Raw genomic sequence first — 14,144 nt, 5'->3', positions numbered from 1 at the left:
AATTAAATATCAATCAATATGAAAAGAGGTTTCCTAATTACAGGAAATCTTTTTTTGTGCAAGTCGAAAGGAGGACTAAATGGTAGAAAATGAAAAAGCACAAAGCAGTGAAATACAGACCAACAAAGAACGAGCCACACCCCAAAAACCGAACGGTATTATGATAAAAAAGATTAGAGGGAAGACCTTTGTAACGGAGATATATTTTAATAAAAACAGCAAAGAAACATTTCAAGATAAGCTGTTAAAGGTAGTGAAATCGGAACAGAAATAATAAGGTGAAATAGCCCCCTTAATAACGATATTCCCATTCTTTTCATATCTGTTTTTGTGGAAGTCCTGAAAGCAAGTAGGAAATCTGACGGTAGAAAAAATGGCTTAAAAATGGTATAATATATAACAAATTTGAGGAGAGATATATTGGTTAGGAGGACTAAACTATGTCAAATATATATGAGAATGTTCCTAAATTTGAAAGTGAAAAATTTTTACTCCGATTTGTAGATAAAGATGATGTAGAAGATTTATTCGCAGTTTATAGTGACAAAAATTCATTGCCATTTTTTAATAGTGATAATTGTGATGGTGATAATTTCTACTATCCAACAAAAGATAAGATGGAACAGGCTATTGATTTTTGGCTAAAATCATATCAGACAAAATGGTTCGTTCGTTGGGTTATCATTGATAAGATTTCACTAAAAGTAATTGGAACTATTGAACTGTTTAATAGAACATCAGAAGATAAGTTTAATGGAATGGGCGTACTTAGACTGGATTTGAAAAGCGAATATGAAAAAGAAGAAGTTATTAAAGAAATTTTGGAGCTTATAGTTTCTCCGACTTTTGAACTATTTGATTGCGAAGAAGTTATTACTAAAGTTCCTAATTATGCCATTGAAAGAATGTCCGCAGCATCGGGTATTGGTTTTACAAAATCGGATAATTTTTTAGTAGGAACACATGATGGATATTCATATAAAGACTATTGGATAATTCATAAATAAAAAGGATAGATTAAAAAATATAGTTAAAATTCAAGGAAACAGTCAATCAAAAAATACAAAAAATTATAGAGAAAGAAGTCTTATTCATCGTCACATCAAAGTATAAAAAAACGAAAAGATATAATGAATGAAATGTTAAGAGAAGGAGTGCGAAATCCTAAAAATTATATGATAGATAAAGTGACAAATGAATTAAATAAAATCGGGAATGAGTGGAAGTTTAAAGATGTTGAAAAATTTGAAGAGATGTTAAATAAAATTAAGTAATAAAATGTTATTTATTGCGTAAGGATTTAAAAAAATATGAAAATTATAAAACTTGAAAATCAGAAAAATGATTCTTTTTTTGAGGCGGAATGTTTTTTGCATATTGGGGAAGCAAAAGAAGATAAAAATTATGTGGCATTTGATTTGAGAAGGGAAGATGATCCGCTGTATAGCTGTTCTTATTATGATTTTGAGAAAGAAAAGGGAGATAAAATATTTCATTGTTTTGATGGGCAGGATTATTCGTGGAAATGTTATGAAAATGAAGTTACGAATGATGAAAAATTGAAAAATGAAATTTTAGGAAATTATGATATTTTGAGAAACAGCACAATTAGATATTTGAAAGAAATAATTCATAAAAATAAGGTTGATTTTTCAAAAAAATTAATTGAACTTCTTGAGAAAATAAAAGTGGGAGAAAAAATAAACAAGAAGGAATTTCGGATAGAACTGAAAAAAGTTGGGCTGTATAAATCAATTTGGAAAGAAAAAATAGAAATTTCTGATGATGTTGTAACACGGGAAATTGGTTTTGAGAAGATAATGGAATTTATTGAAGAAAATAATGTGAATAGGATTGTCTTTGAGAATGGCGAGTTTTTGGAAAAGAAAGAAATGGAAAAATTTATTAGAGAATACACAATTGTAGAATTTCGTGATTTTAAGCCGATTAAAGATTTTGATATGATAAAAATGACTTTGGAAGAATGGAATAATCTAAAGAAATGGAAAAAATTGGAAGTAGAAAATAATATTATTGAAATTGAAGAAAAAGATTTTGAAAAAGATGTTTCGATTTACAGGTTAAATGGGAGAAAAATAAATGCAAAAATAGAAATTACAGATTTTGTGGAAATAAAAAATAATTTTCTTCGTTATTTCAATAAATGGTTTAGTAAGGGAAAAGACGATAATTTGAGAGAAAAGGCAGTTATAAAAGGTGTTATACGAGATGGGAGAAAGTTTTATAACTGGATTTTTTTTGATGAAAATAGTGAGAGTGTTGCAAGAGAAGAATATGATGAGTTTGGTAAAAGATGTGATTAAAAAAGGAGTGCAGATTATGAAAAGACAGTTTTTCAAAATATTTGTTTTATTATTTTTTATAGGAAATTTATCATTTACGGGGAATGTTAGTAATAAATGGAAAGTTTTTGGAAATAAAGAGTATGATATAGAAATAAGCAAAGGAAGAAGAAGATTAAATGATGAAATTTCAGTAGACGATGAAGGTGTTTATTATTTAGGTATAAAAGTAAAAAATGCAGAAAATCTTGTAAATATTAAACAAGAAAAATTAAAAATAAATTTTAAAAATCTTGAATTGATTAAACCAAATGTAAAAAATATAGTAGAGAAAAAATATTTTTTGAAAGATGGGGAAAGAATATTTGCTATTTATGGAACATTAATTAATGAACTAAAAGGAGTGGATTATAATACATTTAAGTTAATATCTGAAGACGTTGCAATAGATAAGGACAAAATTTATATATTTGGAACAGGGGAAATTATTGTTGAACAAGGTTATCATGGCCCATATTTTTCTATGAAAAAAATAACAGGAACACCTCCTGCTAAAGATTTTAAGTTTATAAATGAAAATTTGAAACATAACAAAATATTTTTTGAGAATAATAAAAAATTATATTTTTTGTCTGATGGATGGCTAAATGAATACAGAGCGAAGGAATTAAAAAATATTGATAAAAAAACGTTTAAACCTTTGGAGTATGAATTTATAAAAGATAAGAAAAGTATCTATTACTATAATTCAGAAATAGATGATTTTGTAAAATTAGAAGGTGCAGATACAAAAACGTTTGAAGTTATAGGAAATGGTTATGCGAAAGATAGGAATAATATTTATTTTTATGATATTTTTAGAATAAATAAATACCCAATTAAAGTTTTTGCAGATAAAAATTCGTTTACAATATTTGAGAATATGGATGCAGAGGGATTTTCTTACGCAAAAGATAAAGACCATGTTTATTGTAATGGGAAAATATTAAAGGGTGCAGATTATGAAAGTTTTAAAACTTCAAGAGACGAGAGATATAGCATAAATAAAGGAACAGTAAAAGATAAAAATCACGAATATTTAAAATGTACAATCAAAACTTTTTAAGAGAGTGTCCATAATTTTGTGTAATCTCAATTTTCCAACAAGAGCCAAATTATAGGCACTCATTCAGCAAACCATTAAAAAACACATTGTAATTCCAAAAATAATTCCTTCTTTCTTGTTTCTAGGCATTAAATCCCTCCTTCTAAATCATAAATTTCCTGTATTGTATCACATAAATTATTTTTTCGTAAGTTTTTGTGTTTTAAAATAATTTTTAATTTTAATATTTTATAAAAATATGTTATACTTTTATAAGAAAACTAAAAGATATAGTGAGGAGAATTTATGAAAAAAGTATTATTTGCACTAATGCTGGCGGTAATGGGAAATACATTTGCGGCACCAGCATCACAGAAGGGTAAAAGTGCTAGAACGACAGCGTCAAGCAGAATATCCGAAAGTGAAAGAAAGGAAATCGAAGATGCTGTTCAAGTTGGAATGCAGCCATTTATGAACACAGTTAGGAATGCTGTGCTAACAGAAATTAATAAGCAGTCTTCAAAAATTCCGATAGACAGCCTGTTTCCAAAGGAATACGTTATAAGCGATGCTGCGAGAAAAGAAATTGGGAAAAAATATACAGATGAAATAATAAAAATTGTAATCAATGGAATGAAACCAAGAATTGCAGTTAAAAAAATTAATTATATTTCTCAAAATGAAGTTCAGGTAAATTGTGATATGAAAGTGAAAAATTTAGACAAAGTTTGGGATTTGCTGGACTTTGATGAAAAGATGGAAAGACAATTTTTGACAAAGATAGGACTCAAAGATATGGATGCAGCAGAAAAGATCATGAGAAACAAAGGAAATGAAGAATTAAAGAAAAAATATTATTATGTAATGCTGGAAGAAGTGGTAAATTTCCTTAATGAAGAAATAAGAAAGACAAAAGAGGAAGAAAACATGGTAGAGAATATACCAGTTACAGTTAAAAAAGTGAATGGGAAATGGCAAGTGGATTTAAATCAATAATTAAAAGGTTTTAAAAATTAGGTTATAATTTTAGTGGAAATAAAAATAAATATAAAATGGAGGAGATCTTATGAGAAAAATATTGTTTTTAATTATGCTGGTGATAGCAGGAAACAGCTTTACAGCACCTACATCACGAAGTAGTAAAAATACTGGAACGGTAAGTCAGGTATCGGAAAGTGAGAAGACAGAATTTGAAAGAGCGATAAAAAATGATGTGGAACAGCCGATAAATGATTCTATAAAGGCAGAGCTTTCTAAAAGTGAAGAATTGAAAAAAATAGCATATGAGAACTTATTTAATGAAGGTTATAATGTCAGTGAATCTTTGAAAAAAGAAATGGCACAAAAATTTTTGAAAACTTTGATAGATTTGTCCTTAAAAGGATTGGATCTTAAAATTGTAGTGAAAAAAGTTAATCGGATTTCAGAAAATGAAGTTGAAATTTTATATGATACAAAAGCAAAAAATACAGAAAATATTTTGAGTATAAGCGGTAAAGAGGGCATTTTGGGAGAAAGAGTTTTAAAAAGAATGGGATACAGTATGGATAAAATGGAAAGTATCTTAAAAAATAAAGGAAATGATGAAATAAAACGTAAATTTTATAATATAGCAATAGAGGAAACAGCAAAAATTATTAATCAAAATATCCGTGAAGTTAAAGATGAAGAGGTTTTGGTAGAAGATATACCAGCTACACTTAAAAAAGTAAACGGTAAATGGCAAGTTCAAGATACAGACAATTAGAAACAGGTTTAACAGAAATAAATTAAAAAATAAGGAGAATAAAGATGAAAAAAATATTATTTTTAATTATGGTGGCAGTGATGGGAAATACATTTGCGGCAAATAGTCGAGTGCAGCAAAATGTGCCGGCAAGAACAGTGGAAGAAGAAAACATGGAAATTAAGAAGGCGCTTATAAGCAGATTGCAATCGTTTTTTTTCACAATTGTAAATGCCGGGATACAAGATAATGAAAGAAAATTGGAAAAGGAAGCTTACAATAGGCTGTTTAAAAAGGATTATATTATAAGCAATGCATTGAAACACGAAATTGTAGATAAATATGTAAGATCAATTTCAAGAATTACAGCAAGGGAAACACCGTTAAGATTTGATGTAAAGCAGATAGATCATCTTTCTGACGATGAAGTGGAAGTCGTTTACGATATAAAGTCTAAAAATTTGAAAGATGTTCCAGATATGTTAGATATAGATGATGAAACAGAAAAACAAATTATGGAAAAGGCTAAAATTGGCAGTGTAAGCGAACTGGAAGAACTTATGAAAACTAAAGGAAATGAGCCGTTAAAACGAAATTACTACAGTATCGCAATAACTAAAAGAATAAAAATGTTTGAAGCAGAAGCGAAAAAAATTAAAGAAGAAGAGATTCTAATTGAAAATGTGCCAGCAACATTGAAAAAAGTGAATGGGAAATGGGAAGTGGATAGTTTAGAAAAAACATTGAAGGGTATTAAATAAAAAGTAGGTTTAAAAAGAGTTTTTTAGTATGCTATGCATGTAAGATACTGTTTTGTTTATAAGTTACAGGACAGTATCTTATTTACATTTTCGGTGTTACATATTACTTGACTTGACAATACACCCCCAAAAAATAATTTTGAAAATTGTAAAATAAAGTGTTGACAAAATGGAAATTTTTTTGTATAATAATTCTTGTCTTAGGAAATGTTGTTGGGCTGTCGCCAAGCGGTAAGGCACTGGACTTTGACTCCAGCATGCAATGGTTCGAATCCATTCAGCCCAGCCATTTTAATATAAATTATGTAATGTATAGCTGCTGTTTTTTGGCAGTTTTTTTTGTATTTAGAAAATATAAAACTTATATAATTTTTTAATAATCACAATATAAAATTTTATTAATTTCTGACTGTTGAAAATTCAAAAAAAATATGGTATACTCAAATTGTAAGAAACAATATATTATTAATATATATTAAAATTTTTAGGAGGTATTATTAAAATGGCAGTTAAAGTAGCAATTAATGGATTTGGAAGAATCGGGAGATTAGCATTGAGATTAATGTCTGAACAAACAGATAAATTTGAAGTTGTAGCAATTAATGACTTAACAGATGCTAAAATGTTAGCACACTTATTCAAATATGATTCATCTCAAGGAAGATTCAATGGAACTATTGAAGTTAAAGAAGGAGCTTTCGTAGTAAACGGAAATGAAATTAAAGTTTTCGCAGAAGCTGATCCTGAAAAATTACCTTGGGGAAAATTAGGAGTAGACGTAGTATTAGAAGCAACAGGTTTCTTTGCAACTAAAGAAAAAGCTGAAAAACACGTAAAAGCAGGAGCTAAAAAAGTAGTTATTACTGCACCTGGTGGAAATGATGTTAAAACTGTAGTTTACAATGTAAACCACGAAATCTTGGATGGTTCAGAAACAGTTATTTCAGGAGCTTCTTGTACAACTAACTGTTTAGCACCAATGGCTAAAGCATTAAATGATAAATTTGGAATCGTAACTGGAACAATGACAACTATCCACGCTTACACAGGAGACCAAAACACATTAGATGCACCTCACAGAAAAGGTGACTTAAGAAGAGCAAGAGCTGCTGCAGTAAATATCGTACCTAACTCAACAGGAGCCGCAAAAGCAATTGGATTAGTAGTACCTGAATTAAACGGAAAATTAGATGGAGCTGCTCAAAGAGTACCTGTTCCAACTGGTTCATTAACTGAATTAGTATCTATCTTAAACAAAAAAGTAACTGTTGATGAAGTAAATGCAGCAATGAAAGCAGCAGCTAATGAATCATTCGGATACACTGAAGAACCATTAGTATCTTCTGACATTGTTGGAATTCACTTTGGATCATTATTTGATGCAACTCAAACTAAAATTGTTCAAAATGGAGATGCTCAATTAGTTAAAACAGTATCTTGGTATGACAACGAAATGTCTTATACTTCTCAATTAATCAGAACTTTAGGATACTTCGCAAGCAAAATTGCTAAATAATTGATTTAAACAGAAATCTTAAAAATTAACTTTGAAAATCGGCTAGGAATAGTCGGTTTTCTTTTTATTTTTATTTCTAATTTTTCTTTTCATCATTTCAGATTTTCTTGAAAAAAAAATTAATTTATATTTTGTAAAATATATGTTATACTATAACAAAATTATTTAGAAACTATTTTAAAGCAACAAAGGAGAGATTTATGGTTAAAATAGAAATGGCAAAACCGATAAATTTTAATGAACTTATCACATCTAAGGAAGCTGAAGTTGTAAGCATGAGAATTTTAAATCAGCCAAACAGCTATATTTCTTTATTTTCTTTGGCAAAAGATGAGGAAATAACAGCAGAAACCATGCTTGGAAACAGATATTATTACTGTTTTAACGGCAACGGAGAGATTTTTATTGAAAATAGTAAAAAAATGATTTCTAGAGGAGATTTTTTGGAAATAGCGGCAAATCATAATTATTCGATTGAGGCAAGAAATAATTTGAAATTAATTGAAGTTGGAGAAAAGATAGGAGATAAAAATATGGAAAATACGACATTAAAAATGCTGGAAAGTGCAAGTGCATTTAATCTTTCTGAAATTGTTGACTATCAGGAGGGAAAAATTGTAAGCAAAAATTTGGTGGCAAAACCAAATTTGGTAATGACAGTTATGTCTTTTTGGAAAGGTGAGAGCCTTGATCCACACAAAGCTCCAGGAGATGCTTTAGTTACTGTACTTGATGGAGAGGGGAAATATTATGTTGATGGGAAACCGTTTGTTGTGAAAAAAGGTGAAAGTGCGGTTCTTCCAGCAAATATACCTCATGCTGTAGAAGCTGAAACAGAAAATTTTAAAATGTTATTAATACTTGTTAAAGAATAAAAACTTGTAACTTTATTTTTTATAAGATGATAATTTTATTGAAAAAAATTACATATTAAATGAAAAGCTGTATAGATATAGTGAAGTCCTTTTATACAGCTTTTTATACGAAAATTTATTTTGACAAAAAGATTATACGTTATCTCAAATCAACGTAAATAAACTATAAGGGAGAAATTGAAAAATAAAAATGATGGAATCTTTTAAAAATTTTATAAAGGTAACTTTAATTGGAGCTCCACTTTTAAACAAAGTGATTGGAATATTTCTTATATCAATGCTGCCTATAATTGAGCTTCGTGGTGCAATACCGATTGGAGCGGCTATTGGATTGCCCTGGTACTTAAATATGATTGTTTCGATTATTGGAAATATGCTTCCTGTACCATTTATTCTGCTGTTTTCAGTAAAAGCCTTTGAATTTATGAAAAAACATAATATTATGGTAAAATTTGTTGAAAAAATAGAAAATCGTGCGAAAAAACGGAGTGAAGGGTTAGCAACTGGGGAATTTATTGGATTAATGCTGTTTGTGGCAATTCCGTTTCCAGGAACAGGTGCTTGGACAGGTGCATTAATTGCGGCATTGCTTCAGTTTGAGAGAAAAAAATCGTTTTTTTATATTGTGCTGGGAGTAATAATAGCCGCAGTAATAATGACTTTAGCATCTTATGGTGTAATAAGCCTTTTTGCACCAAAACATTAAAAGAATTTAAAATTGCTGTTGAAAAATAAATGTTTTTGTGGTAGAATGACTTGAAAGTTAAAAAATGAATAATTAAGGGAATGTTTTGGTTTCGACAGGATAAAAAGATTATTATTGGCAAGTAAGCGGGAGCTTTAAAATCCAACTTAAAAATAATCGGAAACGATAATTACGCATTAGCTGCCTAAGATAGCGGCTCATCTCTTTTGGAAACGCCATTTTTCCATTAGATGATGTCATTTTTAATGGCTTACTCAAATGTATGATTATGTCATTTGAGGAAATCTTATAATCTCGCCTTTAGACTTTTGTCTGTTTAATATCTAACGGTTAAAGCGTTAAATAGACTAAACTTGTAGAAGATAGTAAGGACTTTTATTTTGGACACGGGTTCGATTCCCGTCATTTCCACCAAAACAGAAAATAAAATATAATTAATTAAATAAATAAGAACGGGTTGTATGACTCGTTTTTTCTTTTTTGAAAAATACTTTATTGAAAAAAACAAAATATTAATATATAATGGATTTATAAAAAGAACTGGAATTGAAAGGAGAATGTAATTTTAAGTCAAAGTATTATTTTGAAAATAAAAAATTACAATTTATAAATAAAATGAGAAATTATGATGTAATTGTAGTTGGTGCTGGGCACGCAGGGATTGAAGCGGCATTGGCATCAGCAAGATTAGGGCTGAATACAGCCATTTTTACAATAACGCTAGATAATATAGGTGTTATGTCCTGTAATCCATCAGTTGGAGGGCCTGCAAAAAGCCATTTGGCTAAGGAAGTTGATGCGCTAGGCGGAGAAATTGGACGAAATATGGACAAAAGCTTTGTACAAATGAGAATTCTGAATACGAAAAAAGGACCGGCAGTTCGTTCATTAAGGGCTCAGGCGGATAGAAAAATTTATGCAAGGGAGATGAAGAAAACAATAGAAAGTCAGCAAAATTTAGATGCTGTTCAAGATATTGTCACAGAATTAATCGTTGAAGAAGTTGAAATTTTTGAAAGTGATTCTAGAAGAACTGAAAAAGTTATAAAAGGGATAAGAACTAAGACAGGAATGGAATTTTTTGCCAAAGCGGTTGTACTTGCAACAGGAACATTCTTGAGAGGACTTTTATACATTGGAGATAAAAGGGTGAAAGGTGGAAGAATGGGAGAGTTATCAGCAGATGACCTTACAGATTCCTTAAAATCGTTAGGATTTAAAATGGATAGATTCAAGACAGGGACACCGCCTAGACTTGATATTAGAACATTAAATCTGGAAAAATTGGAAAAACAGCCAGGAATAACAGGTATTCCATTAAAATTTTCAATGAGAACTCCAAATAGTGAAGTTTTAGAAAAACCTCAATTATCCTGCTATTTAACACGGACAAATGAAACAACGCATAAAATAATACTTGATAATCTGGACAAAGCACCAATGTATAATGGAAGCATAAGTAGCACAGGGCCAAGATACTGCCCGTCAATTGAAGATAAAGTTGTAAAATTTAATGATAAGGATAGCCATCATCTATTTTTGGAGCCAGAAGGATTTGCCACGGCGGAAGTCTACATAAGTGGACTTTCCACAAGTTATCCCGCTAGTTTGCAGCAGAAGATAGTAAATACAATTGATGGACTGGAAAACGCCCATATAATGCGATATGGGTATGCTGTGGAATATGATATTGTAAACCCTAGCGAACTTGACTACACTCTTGAAACTCGTAAAGTAAAGGGGCTTTATTTGGCTGGACAGTTAAATGGTACAAGCGGTTATGAAGAAGCGGCTGCTCAGGGAATTATCGCTGGAATTAATGCCTCTTTAAAGATAAAAGGACAAGAACCGTTTATTTTAGACAGGGAAAGTTCATACATTGGGACAATGATAGACGATTTAATAAATAAGGAATTGTTTGAGCCATACAGAATGTTTACCGCAAGATCTGAGTTCCGCCTTATTTTACGTGAAGACAATGCTGATATAAGACTTTCTGAAAAGGCTTTTAAAATCGGACTTCTTGATAAAAAATATTATGATATTGTACAGAAAAAGAAAAAAAATGTTAAGGAAACAATAGAAAACCTTGAAAATATAAAACTAGGAAGCAGTAATCAAAGACTAATGGAAATTCTTGATAAATACGGTGAAAGCCTAAAAAGCGGAACTACTTTAAAGGAAATCTTACGCCGTCCAAAAGTTACGTATCAGGATATAAAATATATCGCTGAAAGCATTGAAAATGTACCAAATTTAAGTTTTGACGATGAAACAGAATATCAAATCGAAGTTCAGATAAAATATGAGGGCTACATCGCCAAAGCCACGCAAATTATGGAAAAACAAAAAAAAATGGACGACAAAAGAATTCCCAAGAACTTTGACTATGATAACATGAAAGGAATTACAAGAGAAGCAAAACAGAGATTAAAGGAAAACCAGCCATATAATGTGGGGCAGGCTTCCAGAATGTCTGGAGTAACACCGGCAGATATTTCAGTACTATTAATGTATCTGGACGGAGTTTTAAAATAGGTGATTGCAAAGTAATAATGCAAAACTTGACTGAATACAGTGTTTTTATCTAAAATATTAAACTTTTGTTACAAAAACACTGTAGAAAATGATAGAACTTAGAACTGTAAAAACGTTGTAATTATTAGGCATTCTAAACTTTTACAAATTATGAAAATATTTTAAAAAATAAGGAGAAAAAGTGAAAAATTTAAATGAAGGAAATGATTTAAGAGAATATTTCTTGAATTTACTTTTAAAATCAGAAATTAAAGTGGAAGATAAAAAAATAACCCAAATGCTAGAATTCTTGGAGCTTTTATATAAAAAAAATCAAGTCATGAATCTGACAGCAATTCGGGATAAAAAAGGAATGCTGGAAAAACACTTTATAGATTCATTACTTTTAACAAAAGTTATAAAAAATAATGATGAAAAATCTTTTATCGATGTGGGAACAGGCGCTGGATTTCCTGGATTTGTACTTGCCATTTACTATCCAGAGAAAAAATTTTTGTTAGTAGATTCAGTAAGGAAAAAAATAGAATTCATAAATGAAGTCATAAAAGAATTAAATTTACAGAATGTAACCACAAGTTTTGAACGTGCTGAAGAACTGATAAAAGATAAAAGAGAAAGTTTTGATGTTGCACTTTGCCGAGGAGTAGCAAATTTAAGGATAATACTGGAATACATGATTCCGTTCATAAAGGTAAATGGACGCTTTTTACCGCAAAAATTAAATCTAAATGAAATAGAAGAATCAAAAAATGCTTTAAAGATTCTAAATTCAAAAATAAACAAAACATTTGAATTTAAACTTCCAGAAAGCAAAGATCCAAGAATAATATTGGAAATTATAAAACTTCAAAAAACAAACGAAAAATATCCTAGAAAAGTAGGAATACCAGTAAAGAAACCTTTATAATTACAAAAAATGCAAATTTTTTGAAAAAAAGTAGTTGACAAAGAAATCCAATTATGGTAATATATATCTTGTCGATACAAAACTGTGTCGAAGGACAATTGAGATAAGAATAGAAGAAGCAATAATGTGTAAAAGATAGATAAAAGTCAAGAATGCTTATGCAAATAAGATTCTCGTCAAGACAAAGGTGAAATTAAATATATGAAGATATATTGAATGAAGAGTTTGATCCTGGCTCAGGATGAACGCTGACAGAATGCTTAACACATGCAAGTCTTTGGCGAATCTGCGCTTGCGCAGGCTAGCCAAGGCGGACGGGTGAGTAGCGCGTAAAGAACTTGCCCTGCAGACAGGGATAACAGACGGAAACGACTGACAACACCTGATACGGTTGCCGGCACGCATGTGCCAGGCAATGAAAAGCGATGCTGCAGGAGAGCTTTGCGTCCTATTAGCTTGTTGGTGAGGTAACGGCTCACCAAGGCGACGATAGGTAGCCGGCCTGAGAGGGTGAACGGCCACAAGGGGACTGAGATACGGCCCTTACTCCTACGGGAGGCAGCAGTGGGGAATATTGGACAATGGGGGCAACCCTGATCCAGCAATTCTGTGTGCACGAAGAAGGCTTTCGGGCTGTAAAGTGCTTTCAGCAGGGAAGAAGCAAGTGACGGTACCTGCAGAAGAAGCGACGGCTAAATACGTGCCAGCAGCCGCGGTAATACGTATGTCGCAAGCGTTATCCGGAATTATTGGGCATAAAGGGCATCTAGGCGGCCAGGCAAGTCTGGGGTGAAAACCTGCGGCTCAACCGCAGGCCTGCCCTGGAAACTGCGTGGCTAGAGTGCTGGAGAGGTGGACGGAACTGCACGAGTAGAGGTGAAATTCGTAGATATGTGCAGGAATGCCGATGATGAAGATAGTTCACTGGACGGCAACTGACGCTGAAGTGCGAAAGCCGGGGGAGCGAACAGGATTAGATACCCTGGTAGTCCCGGCCGTAAACGATGATTACTGGGTGTGGGCATGAAGAGTGTCCGTGCCGAAGCTAATGCGATAAGTAATCCGCCTGGGGAGTACGGCCGCAAGGCTGAAACTCAAAGGAATTGACGGGGACCCGCACAAGCGGTGGAGCATGTGGTTTAATTCGACGCAACGCGAGGAACCTTACCAGATCTTGACATCCTGCGGATGCCCGCGAGAGCGGGCAGTGCCCTCGGGAACGCAGAGACAGGTGGTGCATGGCTGTCGACAGCTCGTGTCGTGAGATGTTGGGTTAAGTCCCGCAACGAGCGCAACCCCTATCGCCAGTTGCCATCATTAGGTTGGGGACTCTGGCGAGACTGCCTGCGAAGAGCAGGAGGAAGGTGGGGATGACGTCAAGTCATCATGCCCCTTATGATCTGGGCTACACACGTGCTACAATGGCCGGTACAGAGAGCTGCGAGGCGGCGACGCCAAGCGAACCTGCAAAGCCGGTCCAAGTTCGGATTGAAGCCTGCAACTCGGCTTCATGAAGCTGGAATCGCTAGTAATCGCAGATCAGCAATGCTGCGGTGAATACGTTCTCGGGTCTTGTACACACCGCCCGTCACACCACGAGAGCTGTCTGCACCTGAAGCCGCCGGTCCAACCGCAAGGGGGAAGGCGTCTAAGGTGTGGACAGTGATTGGGGTGAAGTCGTAACAAGGTATCCGTACCGGAAGGTGCGGATGGATCACCTCCTTTCTA

The 14,144-nt window shown here is 32.5% G+C and carries 13 protein-coding genes, 1 tRNA gene, 1 rRNA gene and 1 other RNA gene; all 16 read left to right on the top strand.

The genetic code is table 11. From position 1 onward, the window contains the following. Nucleotides 1-79 precede the first annotated feature (79 nt). Nucleotides 80-274, top strand: a complete 195-nt coding sequence (locus HW275_RS12275; RefSeq protein WP_218975105.1) for a transposon-encoded TnpW family protein — start codon at nucleotides 80-82, stop codon at nucleotides 272-274. A 166-nt stretch (nucleotides 275-440) separates the two neighbouring features. Next, nucleotides 441-1,007 carry a GNAT family N-acetyltransferase gene (locus HW275_RS06025; protein WP_021674951.1) on the top strand — a complete coding sequence of 189 codons (567 nt, stop codon included), beginning with the start codon at nucleotides 441-443 and terminating at the stop codon, nucleotides 1,005-1,007. A gap of 123 nt (nucleotides 1,008-1,130) precedes the next feature. Next, nucleotides 1,131-1,274 carry a hypothetical protein gene (locus HW275_RS06020; RefSeq protein ID WP_178935681.1) on the top strand — a complete coding sequence of 48 codons (144 nt, stop codon included), beginning with the start codon at nucleotides 1,131-1,133 and terminating at the stop codon, nucleotides 1,272-1,274. Nucleotides 1,275-1,310: 36 nt separating this feature from the next. Next, a complete protein-coding gene (locus HW275_RS06015; protein ID WP_178935680.1) occupies nucleotides 1,311-2,324 on the top strand; it encodes a hypothetical protein in 1,014 nt (337 codons plus the stop codon). Continuing rightward, nucleotides 2,263-3,408, top strand: coding sequence for a DKNYY domain-containing protein (locus HW275_RS06010; protein WP_178935679.1), 1,146 nt, complete (start codon nucleotides 2,263-2,265; stop codon nucleotides 3,406-3,408). Before HW275_RS06015 ends, HW275_RS06010 begins: the two co-directional genes overlap by 62 nt. A 285-nt stretch (nucleotides 3,409-3,693) precedes the next feature. Further along, complete coding sequence (locus tag HW275_RS06000; protein ID WP_178935678.1) at nucleotides 3,694-4,383, top strand: hypothetical protein; 690 nt, start codon at nucleotides 3,694-3,696, stop codon at nucleotides 4,381-4,383. Nucleotides 4,384-4,453: 70 nt separating this feature from the next. Next, the gene (locus HW275_RS05995) at nucleotides 4,454-5,134 is read left to right on the top strand and encodes a hypothetical protein (RefSeq protein ID WP_178935677.1); all 681 of its coding nucleotides are present in this window, start codon (nucleotides 4,454-4,456) and stop codon (nucleotides 5,132-5,134) included. Between the two features lie 44 nt (nucleotides 5,135-5,178). Continuing rightward, the gene (locus HW275_RS05990) at nucleotides 5,179-5,874 is read left to right on the top strand and encodes a hypothetical protein (RefSeq protein ID WP_178935676.1); all 696 of its coding nucleotides are present in this window, start codon (nucleotides 5,179-5,181) and stop codon (nucleotides 5,872-5,874) included. 214 nt (nucleotides 5,875-6,088) lie between these two features. After that, nucleotides 6,089-6,163 (top strand) — tRNA-Gln (locus HW275_RS05985). Nucleotides 6,164-6,376: 213 nt separating this feature from the next. Further along, the gene (gap, locus tag HW275_RS05980; protein ID WP_178935675.1) at nucleotides 6,377-7,390 is read left to right on the top strand and encodes a type I glyceraldehyde-3-phosphate dehydrogenase; all 1,014 of its coding nucleotides are present in this window, start codon (nucleotides 6,377-6,379) and stop codon (nucleotides 7,388-7,390) included. A gap of 200 nt (nucleotides 7,391-7,590) precedes the next feature. Continuing rightward, entirely contained in the window at nucleotides 7,591-8,265 is a 675-nt protein-coding gene (locus tag HW275_RS05975) for a cupin domain-containing protein (RefSeq protein ID WP_178935674.1), read from the top strand. 190 nt (nucleotides 8,266-8,455) lie between these two features. Continuing rightward, nucleotides 8,456-8,971 carry a small multi-drug export protein gene (locus HW275_RS05970; RefSeq protein ID WP_178935673.1) on the top strand — a complete coding sequence of 172 codons (516 nt, stop codon included), beginning with the start codon at nucleotides 8,456-8,458 and terminating at the stop codon, nucleotides 8,969-8,971. A gap of 76 nt (nucleotides 8,972-9,047) precedes the next feature. Further along, nucleotides 9,048-9,385: a transfer-messenger RNA gene (gene ssrA, locus HW275_RS05965) on the top strand. A gap of 201 nt (nucleotides 9,386-9,586) precedes the next feature. Beyond that, complete coding sequence (mnmG, locus tag HW275_RS05960; RefSeq protein WP_178936419.1) at nucleotides 9,587-11,509, top strand: tRNA uridine-5-carboxymethylaminomethyl(34) synthesis enzyme MnmG; 1,923 nt, start codon at nucleotides 9,587-9,589, stop codon at nucleotides 11,507-11,509. Between the two features lie 181 nt (nucleotides 11,510-11,690). Next, a complete protein-coding gene (rsmG, locus tag HW275_RS05955; protein ID WP_178935672.1) occupies nucleotides 11,691-12,416 on the top strand; it encodes a 16S rRNA (guanine(527)-N(7))-methyltransferase RsmG in 726 nt (241 codons plus the stop codon). A gap of 213 nt (nucleotides 12,417-12,629) precedes the next feature. After that, nucleotides 12,630-14,141, top strand: a 16S ribosomal RNA gene (locus HW275_RS05950). Nucleotides 14,142-14,144 lie beyond the last annotated feature (3 nt).

The organism is Leptotrichia sp. oral taxon 223 (assembly GCF_013394795.1).
Classification (GTDB): domain Bacteria; phylum Fusobacteriota; class Fusobacteriia; order Fusobacteriales; family Leptotrichiaceae; genus Leptotrichia.
The sequence above is the reverse complement of the archived record's forward strand: the minus strand, read 5'-3'. Positions and strand labels throughout refer to the sequence as shown.

Coding starts and splice junctions, on each gene's coding strand:
- HW275_RS12275 (WP_218975105.1), top strand. CDS start 80: ATGGTAGAAAATGAAAAAGCACAAAGCAGTGAAATACAGACCAACAAA.
- HW275_RS06025 (WP_021674951.1), top strand. CDS start 441: ATGTCAAATATATATGAGAATGTTCCTAAATTTGAAAGTGAAAAATTT.
- HW275_RS06020 (WP_178935681.1), top strand. CDS start 1,131: ATGAATGAAATGTTAAGAGAAGGAGTGCGAAATCCTAAAAATTATATG.
- HW275_RS06015 (WP_178935680.1), top strand. CDS start 1,311: ATGAAAATTATAAAACTTGAAAATCAGAAAAATGATTCTTTTTTTGAG.
- HW275_RS06010 (WP_178935679.1), top strand. CDS start 2,263: ATGAAAATAGTGAGAGTGTTGCAAGAGAAGAATATGATGAGTTTGGTA.
- HW275_RS06000 (WP_178935678.1), top strand. CDS start 3,694: ATGAAAAAAGTATTATTTGCACTAATGCTGGCGGTAATGGGAAATACA.
- HW275_RS05995 (WP_178935677.1), top strand. CDS start 4,454: ATGAGAAAAATATTGTTTTTAATTATGCTGGTGATAGCAGGAAACAGC.
- HW275_RS05990 (WP_178935676.1), top strand. CDS start 5,179: ATGAAAAAAATATTATTTTTAATTATGGTGGCAGTGATGGGAAATACA.
- gap (WP_178935675.1), top strand. CDS start 6,377: ATGGCAGTTAAAGTAGCAATTAATGGATTTGGAAGAATCGGGAGATTA.
- HW275_RS05975 (WP_178935674.1), top strand. CDS start 7,591: ATGGTTAAAATAGAAATGGCAAAACCGATAAATTTTAATGAACTTATC.
- HW275_RS05970 (WP_178935673.1), top strand. CDS start 8,456: ATGATGGAATCTTTTAAAAATTTTATAAAGGTAACTTTAATTGGAGCT.
- mnmG (WP_178936419.1), top strand. CDS start 9,587: ATGAGAAATTATGATGTAATTGTAGTTGGTGCTGGGCACGCAGGGATT.